The sequence below is a fragment of the Pseudomonas sp. ZY71 genome (genome assembly GCF_036542145.1).
In the GTDB taxonomy this organism is placed as follows: Bacteria; Pseudomonadota; Gammaproteobacteria; order Pseudomonadales; family Pseudomonadaceae; genus Aquipseudomonas; species Aquipseudomonas koreensis_A.
This window is the reverse complement of sequence record NZ_CP144274.1, coordinates 339,146-359,311: the sequence shown is the minus strand read 5'-3', so window position 1 is coordinate 359,311 and position 20,166 is coordinate 339,146. Positions and strand designations below refer to the sequence as shown.

General features: G+C 58.7%; 22 protein-coding genes and 1 tRNA gene. 15 read left to right on the top strand and 8 right to left on the bottom strand.

Translation table 11 applies throughout. The features are described from left to right. Window positions 1–6: 6 nt before the first annotated feature. The 5 genes from hisA to VY732_RS01570 all read right to left on the bottom strand — a co-directional run bounded on the left by hisA (window position 7) and on the right by VY732_RS01570 (window position 4,276). A complete protein-coding gene (gene hisA, locus VY732_RS01590) occupies window positions 7–744 on the bottom strand; it encodes a 1-(5-phosphoribosyl)-5-[(5-phosphoribosylamino)methylideneamino]imidazole-4-carboxamide isomerase (protein WP_331693569.1) in 738 nt (245 codons plus the stop codon). A gap of 101 nt (window positions 745–845) precedes the next feature. After that, window positions 846–1,106, bottom strand: coding sequence for a DUF2164 domain-containing protein (locus VY732_RS01585; protein WP_064117035.1), 261 nt, complete (start codon window positions 1,104–1,106; stop codon window positions 846–848). Then, the gene (gene hisH, locus VY732_RS01580) at window positions 1,107–1,745 is read right to left on the bottom strand and encodes an imidazole glycerol phosphate synthase subunit HisH (protein WP_007909206.1); all 639 of its coding nucleotides are present in this window, start codon (window positions 1,743–1,745) and stop codon (window positions 1,107–1,109) included. It lies immediately after the preceding gene. After that, the gene (gene hisB / locus VY732_RS01575; RefSeq protein ID WP_007909204.1) at window positions 1,745–2,338 is read right to left on the bottom strand and encodes an imidazoleglycerol-phosphate dehydratase HisB; all 594 of its coding nucleotides are present in this window, start codon (window positions 2,336–2,338) and stop codon (window positions 1,745–1,747) included. The genes hisH and hisB overlap by 1 nt, the downstream gene beginning before the upstream one ends. A 273-nt stretch (window positions 2,339–2,611) precedes the next feature. Next, window positions 2,612–4,276, bottom strand: coding sequence for an OFA family MFS transporter (locus VY732_RS01570; protein WP_077570317.1), 1,665 nt, complete (start codon window positions 4,274–4,276; stop codon window positions 2,612–2,614). Window positions 4,277–4,500: 224 nt separating this feature from the next. Between VY732_RS01570 and VY732_RS01565 the strand changes: the two genes are divergently transcribed. The 9 genes from VY732_RS01565 (at window position 4,501) to VY732_RS01525 (ending at window position 12,476) form a co-directional block, all read left to right on the top strand. After that, window positions 4,501–4,905, top strand: a complete 405-nt coding sequence (locus VY732_RS01565) for an acetyl-CoA sensor PanZ family protein (protein WP_077570315.1) — start codon at window positions 4,501–4,503, stop codon at window positions 4,903–4,905. A 78-nt stretch (window positions 4,906–4,983) separates the two neighbouring features. Then, entirely contained in the window at window positions 4,984–7,209 is a 2,226-nt protein-coding gene (locus VY732_RS01560) for an AsmA family protein (protein ID WP_331693566.1), read from the top strand. Next, the gene (mutY, locus tag VY732_RS01555) at window positions 7,206–8,273 is read left to right on the top strand and encodes an A/G-specific adenine glycosylase (RefSeq protein ID WP_077570311.1); all 1,068 of its coding nucleotides are present in this window, start codon (window positions 7,206–7,208) and stop codon (window positions 8,271–8,273) included. Before VY732_RS01560 ends, mutY begins: the two co-directional genes overlap by 4 nt. Then, window positions 8,270–8,542, top strand: a complete 273-nt coding sequence (locus VY732_RS01550; RefSeq protein WP_016986336.1) for an oxidative damage protection protein — start codon at window positions 8,270–8,272, stop codon at window positions 8,540–8,542. The genes mutY and VY732_RS01550 overlap by 4 nt, the downstream gene beginning before the upstream one ends. 104 nt (window positions 8,543–8,646) lie before the next feature. Next, window positions 8,647–8,722 (top strand) — tRNA-Phe (locus VY732_RS01545). A 578-nt stretch (window positions 8,723–9,300) separates the two neighbouring features. Beyond that, window positions 9,301–10,380, top strand: coding sequence for a hypothetical protein (locus VY732_RS01540; RefSeq protein WP_331693563.1), 1,080 nt, complete (start codon window positions 9,301–9,303; stop codon window positions 10,378–10,380). 76 nt (window positions 10,381–10,456) lie between these two features. Continuing rightward, window positions 10,457–11,248 carry a TSUP family transporter gene (locus VY732_RS01535; RefSeq protein WP_007909181.1) on the top strand — a complete coding sequence of 264 codons (792 nt, stop codon included), beginning with the start codon at window positions 10,457–10,459 and terminating at the stop codon, window positions 11,246–11,248. Next, window positions 11,245–12,126: an alpha/beta hydrolase gene (locus VY732_RS01530; RefSeq protein WP_331693562.1), complete on the top strand. Its 882-nt coding sequence runs from the start codon at window positions 11,245–11,247 to the stop codon at window positions 12,124–12,126. The genes VY732_RS01535 and VY732_RS01530 overlap by 4 nt, the downstream gene beginning before the upstream one ends. Beyond that, window positions 12,123–12,476, top strand: a complete 354-nt coding sequence (locus VY732_RS01525; protein ID WP_212620595.1) for a hypothetical protein — start codon at window positions 12,123–12,125, stop codon at window positions 12,474–12,476. Before VY732_RS01530 ends, VY732_RS01525 begins: the two co-directional genes overlap by 4 nt. On the opposite strand, the gene VY732_RS01520 is transcribed toward VY732_RS01525, so the two are convergent. Together VY732_RS01520 and VY732_RS01515 are read right to left on the bottom strand one after the other, a co-directional pair. Further along, window positions 12,473–12,763 (bottom strand): YceK/YidQ family lipoprotein, encoded by a 291-nt coding sequence (locus tag VY732_RS01520; RefSeq protein ID WP_077570303.1) that lies wholly within the window; start codon window positions 12,761–12,763, stop codon window positions 12,473–12,475. The genes VY732_RS01525 and VY732_RS01520 overlap by 4 nt on opposite strands. Window positions 12,764–12,838: 75 nt before the next feature. Then, a complete protein-coding gene (locus VY732_RS01515) occupies window positions 12,839–13,288 on the bottom strand; it encodes a carboxypeptidase regulatory-like domain-containing protein (RefSeq protein WP_116029284.1) in 450 nt (149 codons plus the stop codon). Between the two features lie 259 nt (window positions 13,289–13,547). Between VY732_RS01515 and VY732_RS01510 the strand changes: the two genes are divergently transcribed. The 4 genes from VY732_RS01510 (at window position 13,548) to VY732_RS01495 (ending at window position 16,550) form a co-directional block, all read left to right on the top strand. Next, a complete protein-coding gene (locus VY732_RS01510) occupies window positions 13,548–14,606 on the top strand; it encodes a PDDEXK nuclease domain-containing protein (protein WP_331693560.1) in 1,059 nt (352 codons plus the stop codon). 68 nt (window positions 14,607–14,674) lie between these two features. Beyond that, a complete protein-coding gene (locus VY732_RS01505; RefSeq protein WP_077570297.1) occupies window positions 14,675–15,649 on the top strand; it encodes an alpha/beta hydrolase family protein in 975 nt (324 codons plus the stop codon). A gap of 28 nt (window positions 15,650–15,677) precedes the next feature. Beyond that, entirely contained in the window at window positions 15,678–16,091 is a 414-nt protein-coding gene (locus VY732_RS01500; RefSeq protein ID WP_016986326.1) for a hypothetical protein, read from the top strand. A gap of 6 nt (window positions 16,092–16,097) precedes the next feature. After that, the gene (locus VY732_RS01495; RefSeq protein ID WP_331693559.1) at window positions 16,098–16,550 is read left to right on the top strand and encodes a hypothetical protein; all 453 of its coding nucleotides are present in this window, start codon (window positions 16,098–16,100) and stop codon (window positions 16,548–16,550) included. Between the two features lie 70 nt (window positions 16,551–16,620). On the opposite strand, the gene gabP is transcribed toward VY732_RS01495, so the two are convergent. After that, window positions 16,621–18,012, bottom strand: a complete 1,392-nt coding sequence (gene gabP / locus VY732_RS01490; protein WP_077570293.1) for a GABA permease — start codon at window positions 18,010–18,012, stop codon at window positions 16,621–16,623. Between the two features lie 554 nt (window positions 18,013–18,566). Between gabP and VY732_RS01485 the strand changes: the two genes are divergently transcribed. Together VY732_RS01485 and VY732_RS01480 are read left to right on the top strand one after the other, a co-directional pair. Then, a complete protein-coding gene (locus VY732_RS01485; protein ID WP_007909167.1) occupies window positions 18,567–19,340 on the top strand; it encodes an ABC transporter ATP-binding protein in 774 nt (257 codons plus the stop codon). Window positions 19,341–19,353: 13 nt separating this feature from the next. Next, complete coding sequence (locus tag VY732_RS01480) at window positions 19,354–20,103, top strand: ABC transporter substrate-binding protein (RefSeq protein ID WP_034153033.1); 750 nt, start codon at window positions 19,354–19,356, stop codon at window positions 20,101–20,103. Window positions 20,104–20,166 lie beyond the last annotated feature (63 nt).

Sequence of the window (20,166 nt, the reverse complement as noted above, 5' to 3'; positions counted from 1 at the left end):
CAGTCCTCAGCCTTTGTACGAATCGCAGAAAGCTTGCGCTTCGGCGACGTCGAGGGTGCCTTCGTAAATCGCCCGGCCCGTGATGGCGCCGATGATGCCCGGCGCCTTGGCGTCGAGCAGCGACTTGATGTCACCCAGATTGTGGATGCCGCCAGACGCGATCACCGGGATCTTGGTGGCTGCGGCCAGGGCAGCGGTGAACGGTACGTTGCAGCCCTGCATCATGCCGTCTTTGGCGATGTCGGTATAAACGATCGAGGAGACGCCGTCGGCTTCAAACTGCCGGGCCAGATCGATGACCTGCACGGTGCTGATTTCAGCCCAGCCATCGGTGGCGACGAAACCGTCTTTGGCATCCAGACCGACGATGATCTTGCCCGGGAACGCGCGGCAGGCTTCAGCGACGAACGCCGGATCTTTCACCGCTTTGGTGCCGATGATCACGTAGCTCACGCCAGCCTTGACGTAGTGCTCGATGGTTTCCAGCGAACGGATACCGCCGCCGATCTGGATCGGCAGGGTCGGGTAGCGCTTGGCGATCGCGGTAACCACTTCGCCGTTGACTGGCTGGCCTTCAAAAGCGCCGTTCAGATCGACCAGATGCAGACGGCGGCAACCACCCTCCACCCACTTGGCAGCCATGCTCACCGGGTCATCGGAGAACACTGTGGAATCTTCCATGCGGCCCTGGCGCAGACGTACGCAGGCACCGTCTTTAAGATCGATAGCGGGAATAATCAGCATGCTTTTTCCTTCGTCAAAAGAGCGGCAAGCTGCAAGCGACTAGCTGCGAGCATGCGGTGTACCAGTTCTTGCAGCTTGAAGCTTGCGGCTTACAGCTGCTCCTAATTTTTTTCGAGCGCCCACAGGTCGCTTTCGATGCTTTCAAACCGCTCTTTGAGGTGGGTCTGCACATCGAAAATCGCCCTGTTGTAATAGTGCGGAGCAATTTCGCGGGTAAACAGCTCAAGAATTTCCGCCGCTTCGAACGAACCCAGGTCCAGTTCGAAACGGTCTTCCATGAACCGCTGAATCTTGCGATTGGCGTCACTCTCCTGCTCGGCAGTGAGGGTCAGGATCGGCGGTTTGGATTTCTTGGCAGCCATTTACCAGCGACCGTCCCACGCGGCGAAGTTCTGCAGCAATTGCAGGCCATGGGTATGGCTCTTCTCCGGGTGGAACTGCACAGCGAAACGCGAACCATCGGCCAGCGCTGCAGCGAAATCGACGCCGTAATGACCGCCACCGACCACCTGCCGCGCGTTGGCGGCAGCGATGTAGTAGCTGTGCACGAAGTAAAAACGCGCCATGTCCGGAATGTCGTGCCACAACGGGTGGCTGACCTTCTGCTTCACCTCGTTCCAGCCCATGTGCGGGACTTTCAGGTGTTCGCCGTCTTCATGCAGGTCTTTGCCGAAGAACTTCACCGCGCCCGGGAACAGGCCGATGCAGTCGACGCCGTCGTTCTCTTCGCTGGTGTCGAGCAATGCCTGCATGCCGACACAGATGCCGAGAAACGGACGATCCTGGCTGACTTCGCGCACCAGTGAGTCGAAACCGAGGCGACGGATCTCCGCCATGCAGTCACGAATCGCGCCAACACCGGGGAACACCACGCGGTCAGCTTCGCGAATCACCGCAGCATCGCTGGTGATCAGCACTTTACCGGCGCCGACGTGCTCGAGGGCCTTGGCCACCGAGTGCAGGTTGCCCATGCCGTAATCGATAACTGCAACCGTCTGCATTACAGAACGCCTTTGGTCGATGGCATTTGCCCGGCCATGCGCTCATCCAGCTCGACGGCCATGCGCAGGGCGCGGCCGAAAGCCTTGAACACGGTTTCGATCTGGTGGTGGGTGTTGGTGCCACGCAGGTTGTCGATGTGCAGGCTGACCAGCGCGTGATTGACGAAGCCCTGGAAGAATTCCTGGAACAGGTCAACGTCGAAGCCGCCGACGGTGGCGCGGGTGTACGGCACGTGCATCTGCAGGCCTGGACGACCGGAGAAATCGATGACGACGCGCGACAGCGCTTCATCGAGCGGCACATAGGCGTGGCCGTAGCGACGGATGCCTTTTTTGTCGCCAATGGCTTTGGCAAATGCCTGGCCGAGGGTGATACCGACGTCTTCCACCGTATGGTGGTCGTCGATATGCAGATCGCCCTTGCATTCAATATCCAGGTCGATCAACCCGTGACGGGCGATCTGATCCAGCATGTGCTCAAGAAAAGGAACACCGATATCGAATCGGGCCTTTCCGGTGCCATCAAGGTTGATCGAGGCTTTGATCTGGGTTTCCAGAGTGTCGCGCTCGACAGAAGCCTTACGTTCGGCCATCACCAGCTCCGCAAAATCATTGGGCGAAAAAGGCAGCCATTATAGGCACGCGGGGCCGAAACAGAAACACGAGAGGTGAGATGGCTGACGGATAGAACGCCCGGCTGTCGCGGGTAGACATGTCCATACAAGCCATTACAGGCAGCGCAAAAACAAATGTGGGAGCGAGCCTGCTCGCGAATGCGGTGGGTCAGCCAACAATTAAGTTGACTGACATTCCGTCTTCGCGAACAGGCTCGCTCCCACAGGTTCGGTGTTTATTCAGCTAACACCTTAGTGAAACAGTACCGCCGTCTTCTGCAGGGTCACCCACACACCCCACGCCAACGGAATACCCACTGCCAACCACGCGGCGATTGCCAGCGGCTTGCTGCCCGGCGCGGCTTTCCACTCCAGAACGGTGCTGGCATCAGCACCCTTGTCGTGACCCAGCGCCTGTTCGGCAGCCAGTTCCGCGTCGGTCATGAAGTACTTGTCGGCCACCGGACGCACCAGCAGATTGCACAGGAAGCCCAGCACCAGCAGGCCGGCGAGGATGTACAAGGTGATGTCGTAAGCGGCAGCGCGTTCAACGCCGATGCTCAGTTGATATTCACGCAGGTAGTTCACCAGCACCGGACCGAGCACGCCAGCCGCAGCCCACGCCGTCAGCAGACGACCGTGGATCGCGCCAACCATCTGCGTACCAAACAGGTCGGCCAGATAAGCCGGAACAGTGGCAAAACCGCCGCCGTACATCGACAGAATGATGCAGAACGCCGCCACGAACAGCGCAACGTTGCCCAGATGGCCCATGTTCGGAATCAGCGCGTACAGGGCAAAACCCAGGGCGAAGAATACGAAGTAGGTGTTTTTGCGACCCAGGTAGTCCGAGAACGAGGCCCAGAAGAAGCGGCCACCAATGTTGAACAGGCTCAGCAGACCGGTGAAGCCGGCAGCGATCGCGGCGATCGAGGCCAGTTGCCCGGCATCGAGTTGGCCAAACGGCACATCAACACCCAGCAGCTTGCCGCCAAACACCTCCTGCAGCAGTGGCGAAGCCATGCCGAGGATGCCGATACCGGCGGAGACGTTCAGGCACAGCACCAGCCAGACCAGACGGAACTGCGGGGTTTTCCACGCCACATTCACGTGCACGTGGCGATGAGTGATCATCGAATTGGAAGCTTTTTTCGCCGGAGCGGTCCAGCCTTCAGGTTTCCAGCCGGTTGGCGGCACGCGGTAAGCCAGAGCGCCGCCGATCATGAACACAAAGTAGATAGCAGCCATGGCCACGAAGCTCTGCCAGACGCCAACACCTTCAGCCGAGCCAAAGTGGCTCATCAGCGCGGTTGCCAGCGGTGCACCGACCATCGCGCCGCCACCGAAGCCCATGATCGCCATGCCGGTGGCCATGCCGCGCTTGTCCGGGAACCACTTGATCAGGGTCGAAACCGGCGAGATATAGCCCAGACCCAGACCGATACCACCGATCACGCCGGAGCCGATCCACATCAGCCAGATCTGGTGGGTATAAATACCCAGCGCCGAAATCAGCAGACCGCCGCACCAGCACAGTGCCGATACCACACCGGCCTTGCGTGGCCCTGCGTGTTCCAGCCAGCCACCCCAGATCGCTGCCGAGCAGCCGAGGAAGATGAAGAACAGCGTGTAGATCCAGCCGAGCATCGAGATCGGCCAGTCGCATTGCGACGAGAACACTTGTGCGATGAAGCTCATGTCCGGTGCGCAAGCCACCGGAGCAGTAACGCCCAGCGCCTTGGACAGCGGCAACCAGAACACCGAGAAGCCGTAGGCCATGCCGATGCACAGGTGGATGGCCAGAGCGGCCGGTGGGACTAGCCAACGGTTGAAACCGGGCTTGGCGATGATGCGTTCCTTGGACAGGAACGCGGGCTGATCGGCTTTGAGGCCGTCCGCCGTGATGCTCGTGCTCATTGTGTATCCCCCAATTATTAGTATGGTTCGCCAGCCACTGTTCACCCCCGGCCTTTATGCACGCAGGCATGACCGTTTTTTTGGGTGAAGCTCCTTGAAGGCGCGACGTTAAGTCGCAGAAGGACGGACGAACGGGCGAAGGTTACCATTTGCACGTGACAGAAAAACCAAACTGATATCACCTTTTTTATGTCATCTGTTCTCGTACCACTCAGGAAGACGCCATGCCGATCGTTGTCCAAGCCCTGAAAGACGCCAGTTATCAGGATCAGCAGGATTTGCAGAAGATTTATCGCGATGCCCCGGAATGGCTGCTCGCGCCGTTTTCCGGGGAGGCTGAACTGATCGAAAGCGCCCTCGCAGACGGGACTTTGATTGCCGGACGCTTCAACGATCGCCTGCTTGGCGCAGCGCGTCTGCAAAAGCACCACGACGTTTGGTACTTGTCCCATTTATGCGTACGAAAAGTTACCCGCCGCCGTGGGGTAGCCGAGCGGCTGGTGAACCAAGCGCGGAAAATGGCGTCGCAATCGGGGGCCGAACTGCGTTTGCTGGCTCCTATTGGACAATTTGAGGCTCAGGCACTCGCCGCCAAATTGCAGGTGCCGCTGGAGGTCCTGGCAACATGACGTCACAGCGAACCGGGTGCTTGCAGCGCTATACTCCCCGGCTAAATTACGAATTCGACTAACTACAAGGACTCGCCCATGAAAGCGTTCGGCAAAATCCTGGGTCTGGTACTTCTCGGGCTGTTGCTGATCATTGTGGCGGCAGGCTTTGCCCTGACCCACCTCTTCGATCCCAACGACTACAAAGACGAGATCCGCCAGATAGCCCGCGACAAGGCCCACATCGAGCTGACGCTCAATGGCGATATCGGCTGGAGCCTGTTCCCATGGCTTGGCCTGGAATTGCACGAGGCCAGCGTCGCCACCCTGGTCAAACCTGCCGAACCGTTTGCCGATTTGCAGATGCTCGGTCTGTCCGTGCGCGTGCTGCCGCTGCTGCGCCGCGAAGTGCAGATGAGCGACGTGCGCGTCGAAGGCCTGAACCTGCGCCTGAACCGCGACAAGGACGGCCACGGCAACTGGGAAGACATCGGCAAGGTGCCCGCACCCGCCGGTGCGACGCCGCCAGCTGCTACTCCAGGCCAACCGCCCAGCGAAACCACAGCAGCCGTGGAAAAACCACCACAGCCGATCCGCCTCGACATCGACAGCCTGACCGTCAACAACGCCCGTGTTGAGTACAACGACGAGAAGACCGGCAAGCAATTCAGTGCCGAAAGTATCCAGCTGAGCACCGGCCCGGTACACGATTCGACGAATATCCCGGTGAAAGCCACTGCCTTCCTCGGTACCAATCAGCCGGTTCTGCGCGTGCGTACCGAACTCACCGGCGAGCTGCGTATCGAACGCGCCCTGCAACGCTACAAGTTTGAAGACCTGAAGCTTTCCGGCGAACTGGCTGGCGATCCGTTGCAAGGCAAGACCATGACCTTCGCCGCTCAAGGGCAGTTGTTGCTCGATAAAGCTGCGAACGTCGCCGAATGGACTGGCATCAAGATCTCCGCCAACCAGTTGCGCGCATTGGGCGAGCTGAAAGCCAACGACCTCGACAAGACCCCGCAGATCACCGGCGGCATCTCCATCGCCCAGTTCGATCTGGCGAAGTTCGTCGACAGCGTTGGCCAGAAGCTCCCGGCCATGGCCGAAGGCAGTCTGAGCAAGGTCGAACTGGTCAGCCGCGTAGCGGCCACGCCAACCAGCATCGCCTTCGACAACATCAACCTGAAACTCGACGACAGCAGCTTCAGCGGCCGCATCGCCGTCGAAGACTTCGCCAAGCAATCGTTGCGGGCGATCCTCAAGGCTGACACGTTCAACGCTGACCGTTACCTGCCACCAAAATCGGAAAAAGCCGCCAACGCCACACAAACGCGCCAGGCCGAAGTCGCCAGCACCGAAGCCGATGCCATGGCCGGCGCGGGCTCCACGCCTCTGCCGGACAAACCAAGCAAAACCGCCTGGAGTACCGAGCGCCTGTTGCCGGTTGAACGCCTGGCCAAACTCGACGTCGATGCCGATCTGACCTTTGGCCAGCTGACCCTCGACAAACTGCCAATCCAGAACGCAGCGCTCAAGGCTACCGGCCAGGGCGGCTTGCTGACCCTGACCAACCTGAGCGGCGAGTTGTACAACGGTGGTTTTGCAGCCAACGGCACCCTCGATGTGCGCCCAAGCGCTCCGGTACTGAACCTGCAGACCAGGCTCAATCGTGTGCCTGTAGAGAAAATCCTCGAAAGCCAAGGCAAGAACCCTCCCGTCAAAGGTCTGGTGACCCTCACCAGCAACGTGACCGGCAGCGGAAATAGTCAGCAGGCATTGATCGACACGCTGAACGGCAACGCCGGTTTCGTGATCAACAACGGCGTGCTGCTCAACGCCAATCTTGAACAGCAACTGTGCAAAGGCATCGCCACGCTCAACCGCAAAACCCTCAGCGGCGAGCCACGCGGCAAAGACACGCCGTTCCAGGAACTCAAGGGCAACCTGACCTTCCGCAACGGCATTGCCAGCAACCCTGACCTGAAAGTGCGCATCCCCGGCATGACTGTCAACGGTGACGGCGACATCGACCTGCGCGTGCTCGGCATGGACTACCGCGTCGGCATCATCGTCGAGGGCGACACCAGCGCCATACCGGATCCGGCGTGTCAGGTCGGCGAAAAATTCGTCGGTGTCGAATGGCCGCTGCGCTGCCGCGGCCCGCTGGAGCTGGGCGCCAAGGCCTGCCGCGTCGACAACGATCGCCTCGGTCAGGTCGCAACCAAACTGGCCGGCGACAAGCTCAGTGAAAAAATCGACGAGAAACTCGGTGACAAGGTCAGCCCGGAATTGAAAAACGCATTGAAGGGGCTGTTCAAGCGATGAGAGCGGAGCAATTTTCCACGGCGGTGCTGGATTGGTTCGACCGCCACGGCCGCCACGATCTGCCTTGGCAGCAGGACATCAACCCGTACCGGGTGTGGGTGTCGGAGATCATGTTGCAGCAGACCCAGGTCAGCACCGTGCTCAACTATTTCGACCGTTTCATGGCCGCACTGCCGACGGTCGAAGCGCTGGCCGAAGCCCCCGAAGACGAAGTGTTGCATCTGTGGACCGGGCTCGGTTACTACACCCGCGCACGCAATTTGCAGAAGACCGCAAAGATCGTCGTCAGCCAGTACGCTGGCGAGTTTCCGCGTGACGTTGAAAAGCTTACCGATCTGCCGGGCATTGGCCTGTCCACCGCTGGCGCCATCGCCAGCATCAGCATGGGCCTGCGCGCGCCGATTCTCGACGGCAACGTCAAACGCGTGCTGGCGCGTTTTACTGCGCAAGAGGGTTACCCCGGCGAGCCGAAGGTCGCCAAACAGCTGTGGGCCAACGCTGAGCGCTTTACGCCGCACGATCGGGTCAATGCCTATACCCAGGCGATGATGGATCTTGGCGCAACACTCTGCACCCGCAGCAAGCCGAGCTGTCTGCTGTGTCCGCTGGAGCGTGGCTGCGAAGCGCACATGCTCGGCCTCGAAACTCGCTACCCGATTCCCAAGCCGCGCAAAGCCATCCCGCAGAAGCGCACGCTGATGCCGATGCTCGCCAACGGCGACGGCGCGATTCTGCTTTACCGCCGACCCTCAACAGGTTTGTGGGGCGGCCTGTGGAGCCTGCCGGAACTCGACGACCTCGACGACCTGCAACATCTCGCCGATCAGCACTCGCTGACCATGGGCGAGCAGCAGGCGCTGCCGAGCCTTGTCCACACCTTCAGCCATTTCCAGCTGTCCATCGAACCCTGGCTGGTTCAGGTGCAGGAGGCCGCCCATCACGTGGCCGAGGCCGACTGGCTCTGGTATAACCTCGCCACCCCGCCGCGCCTGGGCCTCGCCGCCCCGGTCAAAACCTTGCTCGAACGCGCGGCCGCCGTCTTGAATGCAGGAGTGTCGCCATGACCCGCACCGTAATGTGCCGTAAGTACAAAGAAGAACTGCCCGCGCTGGACCGCGCTCCTTTCCCGGGCGCCAAAGGTCAGGATATTTTCGACCACGTCTCGGCCAAGGCCTGGGCTGACTGGCAGAAACACCAGACCCTGCTGATCAACGAAAAGCGTCTGAACATGATGAACGCCGAAGACCGCAAATATCTTCAGGGCGAAATGGACAAGTACTTCTCCGGCGAGGAATACGCCAAGGCCGAAGGCTACGTTCCGCCTGCAGAGTAAACCCCGCAAAATCGGGGGTCGGATCGTAAGCGACGGAATTAATTTAAGAAATTTTAAAAAAGTCGTTGACGTAAATCCGAAAAACCCTTTTAATGCGCCCCGTTGCCCAGATAGCTCAGTCGGTAGAGCAGGGGATTGAAAATCCCCGTGTCGGCGGTTCGATTCCGTCTCTGGGCACCAAATACCGAAAACCCTGAATCGCAAGATTCAGGGTTTTTTTATGCCTGCGATTTGATAAGCCACACCTCACCCTCTTCCAGTGCTTTTGCTGGCCATTATTTTGATGTTAGGCTCCGTCAGCTTTTTCCGGCAGGTCATTGCTGACTGTCGAAAATAATCGCCGAGTACTTCAGTCCTGACGACCGGCATTTAACGCATTACCCGAATAACGCACTCCGCGCCCGGAACCCTCGGAACCTACCGAGGTTATTGCAGGCAGCAGGAGAGTTGCGTCTGCGAGCAGGATCGCTCGCAGAACCAAGCCCCCTCATCAAGTTGTCATGGAGGACAAGACCTCAGCGCAGGTCATCTGCTGTTGTTTCAACTGTCAGGCAAGCGACAGCAAACATTGACCCGGCATTCAACACTTGTGTGAACTGTCGCGTCACAGCGCCCTGTGCCCTCCCGAAAAAACCAGACCTGTATCAACTCGCCCACGTCCGGATCTGTGCGTGCGCTCGGCACGCATTGCATCATCGAAACAGCCAACAGCTCCCACAAAAAATATAACGGGAGCCGATACGACAGGGATGTAACCAATGACCGAAGTCCTACAACAAACCAATAAAACCGTTGAGTCTTTAGTTGAACAGGAAGTCAGAACTTTCAGTTTTGACACGCAACAAGCAAAGCTGCTGCACACCTTCTCTGAAGAACTGGCAGCCATGGGCGGGCCACAAGCCGCAGGCGCAAAATCCAAAGCCTCGCTGGCAGCGACCGAGTTGAAGTTTTCGTTTTCCAAAGGTCAATGTGAACTGCTTGGCGCTTATTCCGACGGCTTGGTTTCCCTGCTGATTTTTGAGGGGATGCAAACATTCACCGAGACCAGCCCACCGGATGAACTTCCCGAGCTGGTCGCTCTGGAGAATCGTCACGACGTACTGTGTCTGGCGGCACGTAATCAGATTCTGTTGAAACTGGTGGATAACAGCTCCTTTGCCTACGACATGGACAACGAAGGCAAACTGGTCCGACTCGTCGCTAACTTCAAGGGCGGCGGACTGACCAAAATCAATGACGAACCGGAAATCAAAGAGCTGAGTTCCCACTCCGGTCTCGCCCTCGGCCCGCACACCGAAGCGCCGTACTGGTGCGCTGTGAACGCGCAGGACGGGCATTCGCCCTCGCCCTCGTCGTTGATCCTGTCGGCGCTATGGAATCCAAGCCTGGAGCCCACCTCGGTGATTCCATTGCCACCCCTGCTGGATGAAATCGGCGTCACCGGATGCCTCGCACTCACAACGGGCAGCTTCCAGTTCACCCGCAGCGACTCTTTCGTCAGTGGCAAGGGCGAGGATGGCCGTAATGTTTCGATTCTGGAGTTCGATGACAACGTCGGATTCGCCGCGCGATTCAACTCGTACCGTTTTTCGGTCAACGACAACGCCTCGGACTTTGTCAAAGAGGCGTACTCCGCGCTTTGCCAAAGCGTGGGTAAAGCAACACCGGTGCAATACACACTGACGCAAGAGTCGGCCATGGTGATCAATAACGTCCGGGCGCTGCACTGTCGCGATGTCATCAAAGACAACCGACGTGTATTGGTGCGCATCTTCGGCCTGTCGAAGTTCTCATCCCCCATTGTCATCTCAGACGATCCGCTGCTGATTCAGGGCTGATACTTAGCGCACGTCGAAGCTGCAGCATGGCCAGTCATGTGGATGTCTGGCCAATAACTATAAAAGGGAAAATGTAATGGCTTGGGATGTAATTGGCATGTTGGCGCTTGTGGCTTTTTGCGCCGGTTTTTTTGATGCGATTGCCGGGGGTGGTGGATTGATTACTTTGCCTGCCTTGTTTCTGGCCGGTGTCGACCCGATCAGTGCGATTGCCACAAACAAGTTTCAGGCCGCGTCGGCGACTATTTCAGCCACGGTCACGTTCGCTCGCAAAGGCATGATTGAGTGGCGCGAGGGGCGCTTCCTGGTTATCTGCGCGTTCCTGGGTGGCGCCAGCGGGGCACTCTTGGTCAGTTCTATTGATAAGCGCTATCTGGAAGTGTGCGTACCCGTGATGCTTATTCTGGTGGCGATCTACTTTGCGCTCTCGCCGAAACTGGCCAATGAGGATCGACGCAAGAGAATCGGCATTCTGCTCTTCTCGTTCACCGTGGCGCCGATCCTGGGCTTCTACGACGGTATCTTCGGCCCGGGTGTAGGCTCGTTCTTTATCGTTGGTTTCGTGCTGCTCTGCGGGCTTGGCATGATGCGGGCCATGAGTTTCACCAAACTGGCCAATGCCTCCTGCAATCTGGGTTCGCTGTCTGTCTTCATCACCAAAGGCGTGATCATCTGGCCGATCGCAATTGCCATGGCTCTGGCAGCTTTCCTCGGTGCACAACTGGGCGCAAGAGCGGCCGTCCGCGTCGGCCCACGCTTGATCAAACCCATGTTGATCGTGGTCTGCTGCGCCCTGGCGATCAAGCTGCTGAGCGTGGAGACCAATCCATTGCGGGTTGCGGTCCTGCACACCCTGGCAGCCCTGTGATCAATCGGTTGGCGCTGACCGGCGCGTCGCGACTTCGCTCTCGGTTGCAGTTCGACGAGGCGCCAACCGGCCCTGAGTTCTTCTTTGCGCAAACCTTCGCCGGCTACCAACTGGAAGGTCGCGTATTAGCCGGTTCCGCCGCAGAAACGTCTACGCCGAAGGTGCTGGCCATTCACGGTGCCCGCTCTGACTATTCGCGACTCAACGCCATCCTGTATCCCTTGCAGGCGCAGGGAATTGCCAGCCTGAGCTTCAATCTTTCCGGCCACGGTCCAAGCGCTGACCTCGCCCTGGAGGAGACTTCACTGACGCACAACCTTCAGGAGGCTTTGCAGTTTGCCGGTCATCTTGGCGGCGAACTCAGCACGGTGATCGGCCATAGTCTGGGGGGCGCACTCGCGCTCAAGGTGGCGCAAGCGCATCGCGCTTCAGTCAGGCGCATCGTGCTGGTCTGTCCGGCCCTGTACGCGGAGGCGGCCTGGCAGCAACCGTTTGGTCCACCGTTCAAACGTGCCATTTCTGTGCCTTACGGTTTTCTCGACTCGACATCGCTGGAGTTCCTGCGCACGTTCGACGGCGAGGTCTTGCTGATGATCGGCGAGTATGACGGTCTTCAGGCAACTGCTTTTGGCGGGATCGCCGGGACGTCTGCCGGGGCGCAGCAAATGGGCGCGCGCGCGATCAACAGCGCGATTCCGTATGAAGTCATCCAGGCCATTGAAAAGAGCCTGGCCCCCCACCAGCTCAGAAAAATCGTGCTGCCGGGGTGTGACCACGCTGTATCGACGTGGCTCAGGGAAAACCCGCCACGCGCAATGGAATTGGCGAGCCAGATAGCGCAGTTCATCAATACCGGAAACAGGTCCCAAGCGTCATGAACCAAAGAAAAACCCGCGTCCCTCTGCCCCATCCGCCACCCTATCGCCCAAGTCGCGTGACTTACTGGCTGACTGTTCTCGTTGCTTTGCTGATTACTGTCGCCATTGGGTTGTCGATCTGGATGCTGATCGACAGCTGGATCACCGGCTCTATCACCACCAACAATCGCGGCCCGCGCAGCACTTACACCCTGGCCCTGCAGCCTCGGCGGTTCTGGTTCGAGTTTTTCTGGCAGAGCGTTGGCACAGTGTTTCTGCTGGCAGTGGGAGTGTTCGGCGTGTGGATCTATCGCAAAGTGCAAGAGCCCGTGCACACGCCGAAGAGCAAGCGCCGCGCAAAGAAAACCTAAAGCGTATTGATGTAATCCACCGGCAGCAAAACCGTGTCCAGAGCGGCATCCACTGGCAGGGATACGACGGTGATAACCGGACAGACAATCATCATGTAACAGACGATCGCCGCCGGCATGCCATCGCTACCACCACCACGCACACCCAGCAGGTGAAGGCTGCCATCAACCCCTCGGTAATACTGGGCATCGGACAGGCCGTCATTCAAGCGCCCGATAAACGTTCCGCAGCCGCTCAACTGCAATACCAGGCCGATGACACAAACCGCACGCAAAATCCCTTTCAAACCAGCGTTTCCTTACGTCACAAAGATGAGGCGCGGGATTGTACTCGCGCCTCGGCTTCGCCATCACATCCATCGCTATCCAGCGTCATTCCAGTGGAACACCAGATTGCGCGGAACGCCTGCACCAACGTCTGTCACGTCGCGCCGCGTTTCGCCTTTACGCGTGGCCACCACCGTGTACTTGCCGGGCGGTAGTTGCACGTATACCAACGGGCCCGTCTGGTTAAGCGTCAGTAGGGTTTGCCCTGGCGACTTTTCAATCATCACATCGACATCAGCGGTGTACTCGTCTTGCGCGCCCACAGCGAACGTCATGTGCAGGTTGTAACCGCCGGTTTGTTGAATGGCCTTCGCCTCATCCTCACCGATCCCGCCGGCCAGATAAGTGACGCCGTTCTGTTGTTGCTGCTGAACTTGCACCCCGGCACTGTCGACAGGGTCAAGACTGGCTGCCTGCAACATCACCGGAAACAGCAATGCAGCGACGGCGGCGATGGGCAGCATGAATGAAAGAACGCGTTTCATGATCACGACTCCCGGGTTCTTGCAGAACCCAACCGTTACTCCTTTTAGATTTTTCGTATCGGGGCGGGTTTTAGATTGTTTGGAACTTGGCACGTGTACGAAATGGACTACAGGCCATTACTCTCTGACGCCTCTTTCAGCGGCAACGTCCTGCAACATCAATCCCTTCTTCCGTCCCATTTAACCGGCTCGCCCGACATACCCACGCGGCGACTCTTGGCATGCTTTGACGCCTGTATCCAACGATGTGGAAGAGCCGATGAGCCCGCTAAAACCTGCTGACACGCAAGACCCGAAAATCGATTCGTTGCTGGGGGAGCTGGGCGAACTGATTCGCCAGGCGCGGCAAAAAGTGCTGCGTGCGGTGGATACGATTCAAGTGCAGACCTGCTGGCAGATCGGCAGGCATATTGTCGAGTTTGAACAAGAGGGAGCCCAGCGTGCGGGCTATGGAAAACAGTTGCTCGTGTTGTTGGCGAAAGATCTGACGGCGCAATTCGGAAAGGGTTTTGACGCTTCCAACCTGCGTTATATGCGCCTCTTTTATCAGGCGTTTCCAATTCGTGACGCACTGCGTCACGAATTGAGTTGGACCCACTATCGTCGGCTTCTGGGCGTGACCAATGAAAAAGCACGCCATTGGTACATGGATGAATGCGCCAACCTGAACTGGTCGAGCCGCGCCCTCGACCGCCAGATCCTCACGCTCTACTACGAGCGGCTTCTCATGAGTCGCGACAAAGCCGATGTGATCGAAGAAGCCACCACCAATATCGAAGCGCTGAAATGCAACCCGCGTGAATTCATTCGCGATCCCGTCATGCTCGAATTTCTCGGTCTGCCCTCGGCAGGCAAGGTCAGGGAAAGCGGTCTCGAACAAGCTCTTATCGACCATTTGCAGGGCTTTCTGCTTGAGCTGGGCAAAGGCTTTTCCTTTGTCGCCCGCCAACAACGCATCAGTACCGACGGCGTCGATCTGTACATCGATCTGGTGTTCTACAACTACCTGCTCAAATGCTTTGTGATCATTGATCTCAAACGCGGCAAGCTCAGCGCCCGCGATGTCGGGCAGATGGACATGTATGTGCGCATGTATGACGAGCTCATGCGCAGCGAGGGCGACAAGCCGACAGTCGGGATTATTCTGTCTGCCGAGAGCAACGACTCGGTGGCGCGCTACTCAATGCTCAAGGGCAATGAGCAACTGTTTGCCAGCAGTTACAAGACGATCCTGCCGAGTGAAGAAGAGCTGCGTGCAGAACTCAATCGCGAACAGGCGTTGATCGAGGAGCGCAGGCTCACTCAATCCACCGAGTAAAACTTGCGGATTGTTGCCGGGCGGCGCTGAGACTATCGTTGTCAGCTTACTCTTCAAGGTCGAGCGTCATGAGCTGTCAGGACACGCCCACAAGGCAAGACATGCAGTCAGGGTCGCCAACCTTGACTGCCGAGCAAGGTGAGCCTTTCAAAGAAGCTGCGGCCGACGGTTTTGCACTTGGCGGTTTCACTTGGCGTCAGTTCTTGCCTGATAGCCAACGCCCAGTAGTGATCATCAGCGCCGCCACGTCGGTACGTTGCCGCCACTACTCGCGTTTCGCGGCTTATCTGTTCGCAAACGGCTTCGACGTGATGACCTACGACTACCGCGGCATCGGCGAATCACGATCCGCGTCGATCAAAGGCTTGAACGCCTCGTGGACAGATTGGGGCGCACTGGATTTCGAAGCGATGCTCAAACGCGCACAACGGGAGTTTCCCGGTCAGCCAATTGACGTCGTCGGCCACAGTTTTGGCGGTTGCGCGGCAGGGCTCGGCGAATCCGGGCGGGTTATCCGACGGCTGGTCACCGTTGGCGCGCAGTTCGCCTTCTGGCGCGATTACGCCCCCGACCAGCGCTGGCGCATGTTCGGCAAATGGCATGTGCTGATGCCGTTGCTGACGCTGTTCTGCGGCTTTTTCCCCGGCAAGCGACTCGGCTGGCTGGAAGATACGCCGAAAGGCGTTGTGCACGATTGGAGCACGCCTGCTGCACGTTACGAACTGCGCCCCAGTGGTCGCGCACTGATGAACAAGATCGGCGCCCTGCCCTTCGCCAACGTCCGCGCACAGACACTGGCGATCAGCATCAGCGACGATCCCTACGGCACGATTCCGGCCATCGAACGCCTGCTCGACTACTTCAATAACGCTGCAAAAACCCACCTGCGCATCGAGCCGCAGGACATCGGCGAACAACAAGTCGGACATTTCGCCTTTTTTCGCAGCGCATACCAAGCCACACTATGGCCCATCGCTCTGACCTGGCTGCAAACCGGCGCACTGGCACCCGACACACCGGGGCGGCAAGTCCCGCGCAGCTGAGCCCTCTCAACGTACGACGGAACACATCATGGCCTCCGCCAACAAGCAGCAAAAACGCGCCACCCGGGCCAAAGCCAAGGCCAAGCAGAACCGCACCAAACGCGCCGAAGCGCCGGTCGAGCTGGACCCGAACGATGATCGCATCGACTTCGAATCGGTGGATCTGACCGAACTGTTCAAGAAAATGATCGACGCGGAGAAGATCAGCCAGCAGGCCCTGTGCAGCGCGTTCCTCGAAGACCCGCTGCTGGAACTGGTTTACGAACAGGAAGGCGAAGAAGGCGCGATGGATTTCATCCTCGCCGCGCTGATCGAGTATCGCCAGTGGTCGCAGGAAACCGACGAGGCCGGCGCGCTGGCGTGGATCGAATCCCCGGCCTTCCAGGCCGACTATGTAGCGGCGTCCGACGCGATTGCCGCACAAACCCAGCAGAAGAACTGAGTTCCCATGGCATCCCTGAACAAGCAACAGAAACGCGCCAAACGCGCCAAGGCCAAAGCCAAGCAAATCCGTATGGTCGGCCGCAAGCCACTGGAGCAGGACGAAGACATCGACCACCTCGCCGAGCCGATCCCGGAATACACCCTGGCGATGTTCAGCAAAATGCGCGACGCCGAAGCCATCAGCCGCAACGAAATGCTGCTGACCCTGCTGCGCGAACTGGCGTTCGTCATCGTTGACCATCCAGAGCTGCTGGACATGGAAAACGCCGACAACGAAGGCATGGCCGCCACCCACCTGGCCGCCGACATGTTGATCGACTACCGCATGTGGGCCGAAGGCGCAACGATCGAAGAGGCCCAGGCCTGGCTGAGCGAGCCACAGTTCATCACCGATTTCGGGGTTGCGCTGGATGCTTATGGCAAGTCGGTGGAAGCGCAGGAAGACAAGAGCGAATAAATTACGCTCAGAAACAAAAACGGCCGCTCGTCATCACTGACAGCGGCCGTTTTGCATTACGCGTTACGGATCAGTTCAACACCACCGCGCCACGTTTTTCCAGCTTGCGACGACGTGCTACCAGCAAACCGGCTGCCACCACCATCAGGCTCAGCAGGCCAGTCGCGAGGATTTCCACGCGGTGCGCTTCCTGGAACAGCATGATCGTCAGAGCCGCGACGATGAAGATGATCACCGCGTAGGTCAGGCCGGGGAACAGCCACATGCTGAAGACGATTTTCTCGCCGCGCGCCATGCGTTGTTTACGCATGCGCAGTTGCGAGAAAGCGATCACCAGGTACACCAGCAGTGCGATCGCGCCGGAGCTGGCCAGCAGGAATTCGAACACCGCCGCCGGGGCCACGTAGTTGGCGAAGGTGCACAGGAACGCTGCGCCAGTCGACAGCATCACCGCCCAGTAAGGCGTACCGCTTTTGTTGGTGCGGGTCGCCATGGCCGGTGCATCGCCACGCTTGCCGAGGGAGAAGAGCATGCGCGACGAGGTATACAGCGCCGAGTTCAGGCAGCTGGTCACCGCAACCAGAACCACAATGTCGACGATCATCTTGGCGTTAGGAATGCCCATGCGCTCAAGCACGGTCTGGTAGGAACCGAGGTTGGCCAGCGTAGGATCGTTCCAAGGCACCAAGGCCACAACGATGAAGATCGATACGAGGTAGAACAGGCCGATCCGCCAGATCACCGAATTGGTGGCCTTGGAGATCTGCTTGCCCGGGTTCTTCGATTCCGCGGCCGCGATGGTCACGATCTCGGTACCCATGAAGGAGAACATGGTAGTCAGGATTGCGCCCAATACCGCGCCCATGCCGTTAGGCAGGAAGCCGCCGCTGTCGAACAGGTGCGAAACGCCACTGACCTGGCTGTTCGGCAGGAAGCCGAAGATCGCCGCCAGACCGAGGATGATGAAGCCAATGATCGCCAGCACTTTGATCAGGGCAAACCAGAATTCGAATTCACCATAGTTCTTCACGCTGAACAGGTTGGTGATAGTCAGCAGCATGGTGATGATCAGCGCGAACGCCCAGATGCCAACATCAGGGAACCAGGCGTGCAGGATGGTTGCCGCGGCGTTGGCTTCCAGTGGAATCACCAAAACCCAGAACCACCAGTACAACCAGCCGATGGTGAAACCGGCCCAGTGCCCGATGGCACGGTCGGCGTAAGTCGAGAACGAACCGGTGTCCGGCGAGGCAACGGCCATTTCGCCGAGCATGCGCATCACCAACACCACCAGGGTACCGGCGGCGGCGTAAGCCAGCAGCACGGCAGGGCCGGCGGCAGCGATGGCGTGGCCGGAGCCAACGAACAGACCGGCGCCGATTACACCGGCGATCGACAACATGGTCACATGACGCGGTTTGAGCCCCTGTTCGAGGCCATTGGAGCTTGGGGTACTGCTCATCGAAACTACCTTTGCGAGGAAAGCGATTGCGTCCGGCCCGTCTGGAATTTTCTTTCTCGTAAAAAGAAACCAACGAGGCGTTCCGGATTCTGCACGCAATAAATGCGCCAAAATGTTTCAAACTCTTCTGGGCTGCGGTTTTGCGCGAGACCGGACAGTCATCGCAAGTCCTTGAGATTAATGGCTATTCGCCAGAGCGTTACCCTGCGACTCACTTTCAGGACGAATTCGCGCACCAGAAACACACTGAAAAAGTGTGGGATGCACAATAAAAGGGCGAATCAGGAACGATCGGCCGGATAGCGCTTCCAACACCCCGCCAAAGCTGGCAACATCGCGCCTTTTTTTACGCGACACCCGCGGGTTTGCACGATCAAACACCCGTTCGGTTGTTGATGGGGCGACAGTCTGCTGTGCCGATGCGACAACCTGCCACATGCCACCCGTTAACCGCTCGAAGCGCTGTTGGCTGCCATTGAAACGCTATGCTAGCTTGGCCGCCTCGCCAGGACGGCCATCCAACAGCTGGAGCGCAACATATATGAGGAACGCACATGGCTGAGGCCACGCCCGCGCTTGAAATCCGCAACTTGCACAAACGCTACGGACAGCTTGAGGTGCTTAAAGGCATCTCGCTGACCGCCCGCGACGGCGATGTGATCTCGATCCTCGGTTCCTCCGGTTCCGGCAAGTCCACGTTCCTGCGTTGCATCAACCTGCTGGAAAACCCGCACCAGGGCCAGATTCTCGTAGCCGGTGAAGAACTCAAGCTCAAGGCCGCCAAAAATGGCGAACTGGTTGCCGCCGATGGCAAGCAGATCAACCGCTTGCGCTCCGAGATTGGTTTTGTGTTTCAAAACTTTAATCTGTGGCCGCACATGAGCATCCTCGACAACATCATCGAGGCACCGCGCCGCGTGCTCGGCCAGAGCAAAGCCGAAGCCATCGAAGTCGCCGAAGCGCTGCTGGCCAAGGTCGGCATCGCCGACAAGCGCCACGCCTACCCGGCGCAATTGTCCGGTGGTCAACAACAGCGCGCGGCAATCGCCCGTACGCTGGCGATGCAACCGAAGGTTATCCTGTTCGACGAGCCCACCTCGGCGCTTGACCCGGAAATGGTTCAGGAAGTACTTAGTGTCATCCGCGCATTGGCCGAAGAAGGCCGCACCATGCTGCTCGTGACCCACGAAATGGGCTTCGCCCGTCAGGTCTCCAGCGAAGTGGTGTTCCTTCATCAGGGCCTGATAGAAGAGCAAGGATCGCCTCAGCAGGTGTTCGAAAACCCGCTTTCGGCGCGCTGCAAACAATTCATGTCCAGCAACCGCTAACGGAGCAACATGCATGCAGAATTTCAAGAAGGTCTTCCTGGCCGCCGCCGTCACCCTCGCGTTCAGCGCCGGGGCCATGGCTGAAACCCTGAAGATGGGCATCGAAGCGGCCTACCCGCCGTTCAACAACAAAGATGCCAGCGGCAACGTGGTCGGCTTCGACAAAGACATCGGCGACGCTCTGTGCGCGAAGATGAAAGTCGAGTGCACCGTAGTCACTTCCGACTGGGACGGCATCATCCCGGCCCTGAACGCGAAGAAGTTCGACTTCCTGATCTCCTCGCTGTCGATCACCGAAGAGCGCAAAGGCGCGGTCGACTTCACCGACCCGTACTACTCGAACAAGCTGCAGTTCATCGCCCCGAAAAACGTCGACTTCAAAACCGACAAGGACTCGCTGAAAGGCAAGACCATCGGTACTCAGCGCGCCACTCTGGCCGGTACCTGGCTGGAAGACACCTACGCCGATGACATCAAAGTCAGCCTCTACGACACCCAGGAAAACGCCTACCTCGACCTGACTTCCGGTCGTGTCGACGCGATCCTCGCCGACAAGTACGCCAACTATGACTGGCTGAAAAGCGACGCTGGCAAGAACTACGAGTTCAAAGGTGACCCGGTCGTAGAAAGCGACAAGATCGGCATCGCTGTGCGCAAAGGCGACCCCCTGCGTGAGAAGTTGAACGCTGCTCTGAAGGAAATCGTCGCCGACGGTACCTACAAGAAGATCAACGACAAGTACTTCCCGTTCAGCATCTACTGATCCTGACCTGTGGGACTGGCGCCGTGATGCAACGGCGCCGGCTCCCGACTTTGCCTGCCGCAA

Excerpts from the sequence above, each read along its gene's own strand:
- hisH (WP_007909206.1), bottom strand. The coding sequence starts at position 1,745 with ATGCAGACGGTTGCAGTTATCGATTACGGCATGGGCAACCTGCACTCG.
- VY732_RS01495 (WP_331693559.1), top strand. The coding sequence starts at position 16,098 with ATGGCATCCCTGAACAAGCAACAGAAACGCGCCAAACGCGCCAAGGCC.
- VY732_RS01500 (WP_016986326.1), top strand. The coding sequence starts at position 15,678 with ATGGCCTCCGCCAACAAGCAGCAAAAACGCGCCACCCGGGCCAAAGCC.
- VY732_RS01485 (WP_007909167.1), top strand. The coding sequence starts at position 18,567 with ATGGCTGAGGCCACGCCCGCGCTTGAAATCCGCAACTTGCACAAACGC.
- VY732_RS01540 (WP_331693563.1), top strand. The coding sequence starts at position 9,301 with ATGACCGAAGTCCTACAACAAACCAATAAAACCGTTGAGTCTTTAGTT.
- VY732_RS01505 (WP_077570297.1), top strand. The coding sequence starts at position 14,675 with ATGAGCTGTCAGGACACGCCCACAAGGCAAGACATGCAGTCAGGGTCG.
- VY732_RS01515 (WP_116029284.1), bottom strand. The coding sequence starts at position 13,288 with ATGAAACGCGTTCTTTCATTCATGCTGCCCATCGCCGCCGTCGCTGCA.
- VY732_RS01570 (WP_077570317.1), bottom strand. The coding sequence starts at position 4,276 with ATGAGCACGAGCATCACGGCGGACGGCCTCAAAGCCGATCAGCCCGCG.
- VY732_RS01480 (WP_034153033.1), top strand. The coding sequence starts at position 19,354 with ATGCAGAATTTCAAGAAGGTCTTCCTGGCCGCCGCCGTCACCCTCGCG.
- VY732_RS01550 (WP_016986336.1), top strand. The coding sequence starts at position 8,270 with ATGACCCGCACCGTAATGTGCCGTAAGTACAAAGAAGAACTGCCCGCG.
- VY732_RS01565 (WP_077570315.1), top strand. The coding sequence starts at position 4,501 with ATGCCGATCGTTGTCCAAGCCCTGAAAGACGCCAGTTATCAGGATCAG.
- hisB (WP_007909204.1), bottom strand. The coding sequence starts at position 2,338 with ATGGCCGAACGTAAGGCTTCTGTCGAGCGCGACACTCTGGAAACCCAG.
- VY732_RS01525 (WP_212620595.1), top strand. The coding sequence starts at position 12,123 with ATGAACCAAAGAAAAACCCGCGTCCCTCTGCCCCATCCGCCACCCTAT.
- mutY (WP_077570311.1), top strand. The coding sequence starts at position 7,206 with ATGAGAGCGGAGCAATTTTCCACGGCGGTGCTGGATTGGTTCGACCGC.
- VY732_RS01585 (WP_064117035.1), bottom strand. The coding sequence starts at position 1,106 with ATGGCTGCCAAGAAATCCAAACCGCCGATCCTGACCCTCACTGCCGAG.
- gabP (WP_077570293.1), bottom strand. The coding sequence starts at position 18,012 with ATGAGCAGTACCCCAAGCTCCAATGGCCTCGAACAGGGGCTCAAACCG.
- VY732_RS01535 (WP_007909181.1), top strand. The coding sequence starts at position 10,457 with ATGGCTTGGGATGTAATTGGCATGTTGGCGCTTGTGGCTTTTTGCGCC.
- VY732_RS01510 (WP_331693560.1), top strand. The coding sequence starts at position 13,548 with ATGAGCCCGCTAAAACCTGCTGACACGCAAGACCCGAAAATCGATTCG.
- VY732_RS01560 (WP_331693566.1), top strand. The coding sequence starts at position 4,984 with ATGAAAGCGTTCGGCAAAATCCTGGGTCTGGTACTTCTCGGGCTGTTG.
- hisA (WP_331693569.1), bottom strand. The coding sequence starts at position 744 with ATGCTGATTATTCCCGCTATCGATCTTAAAGACGGTGCCTGCGTACGT.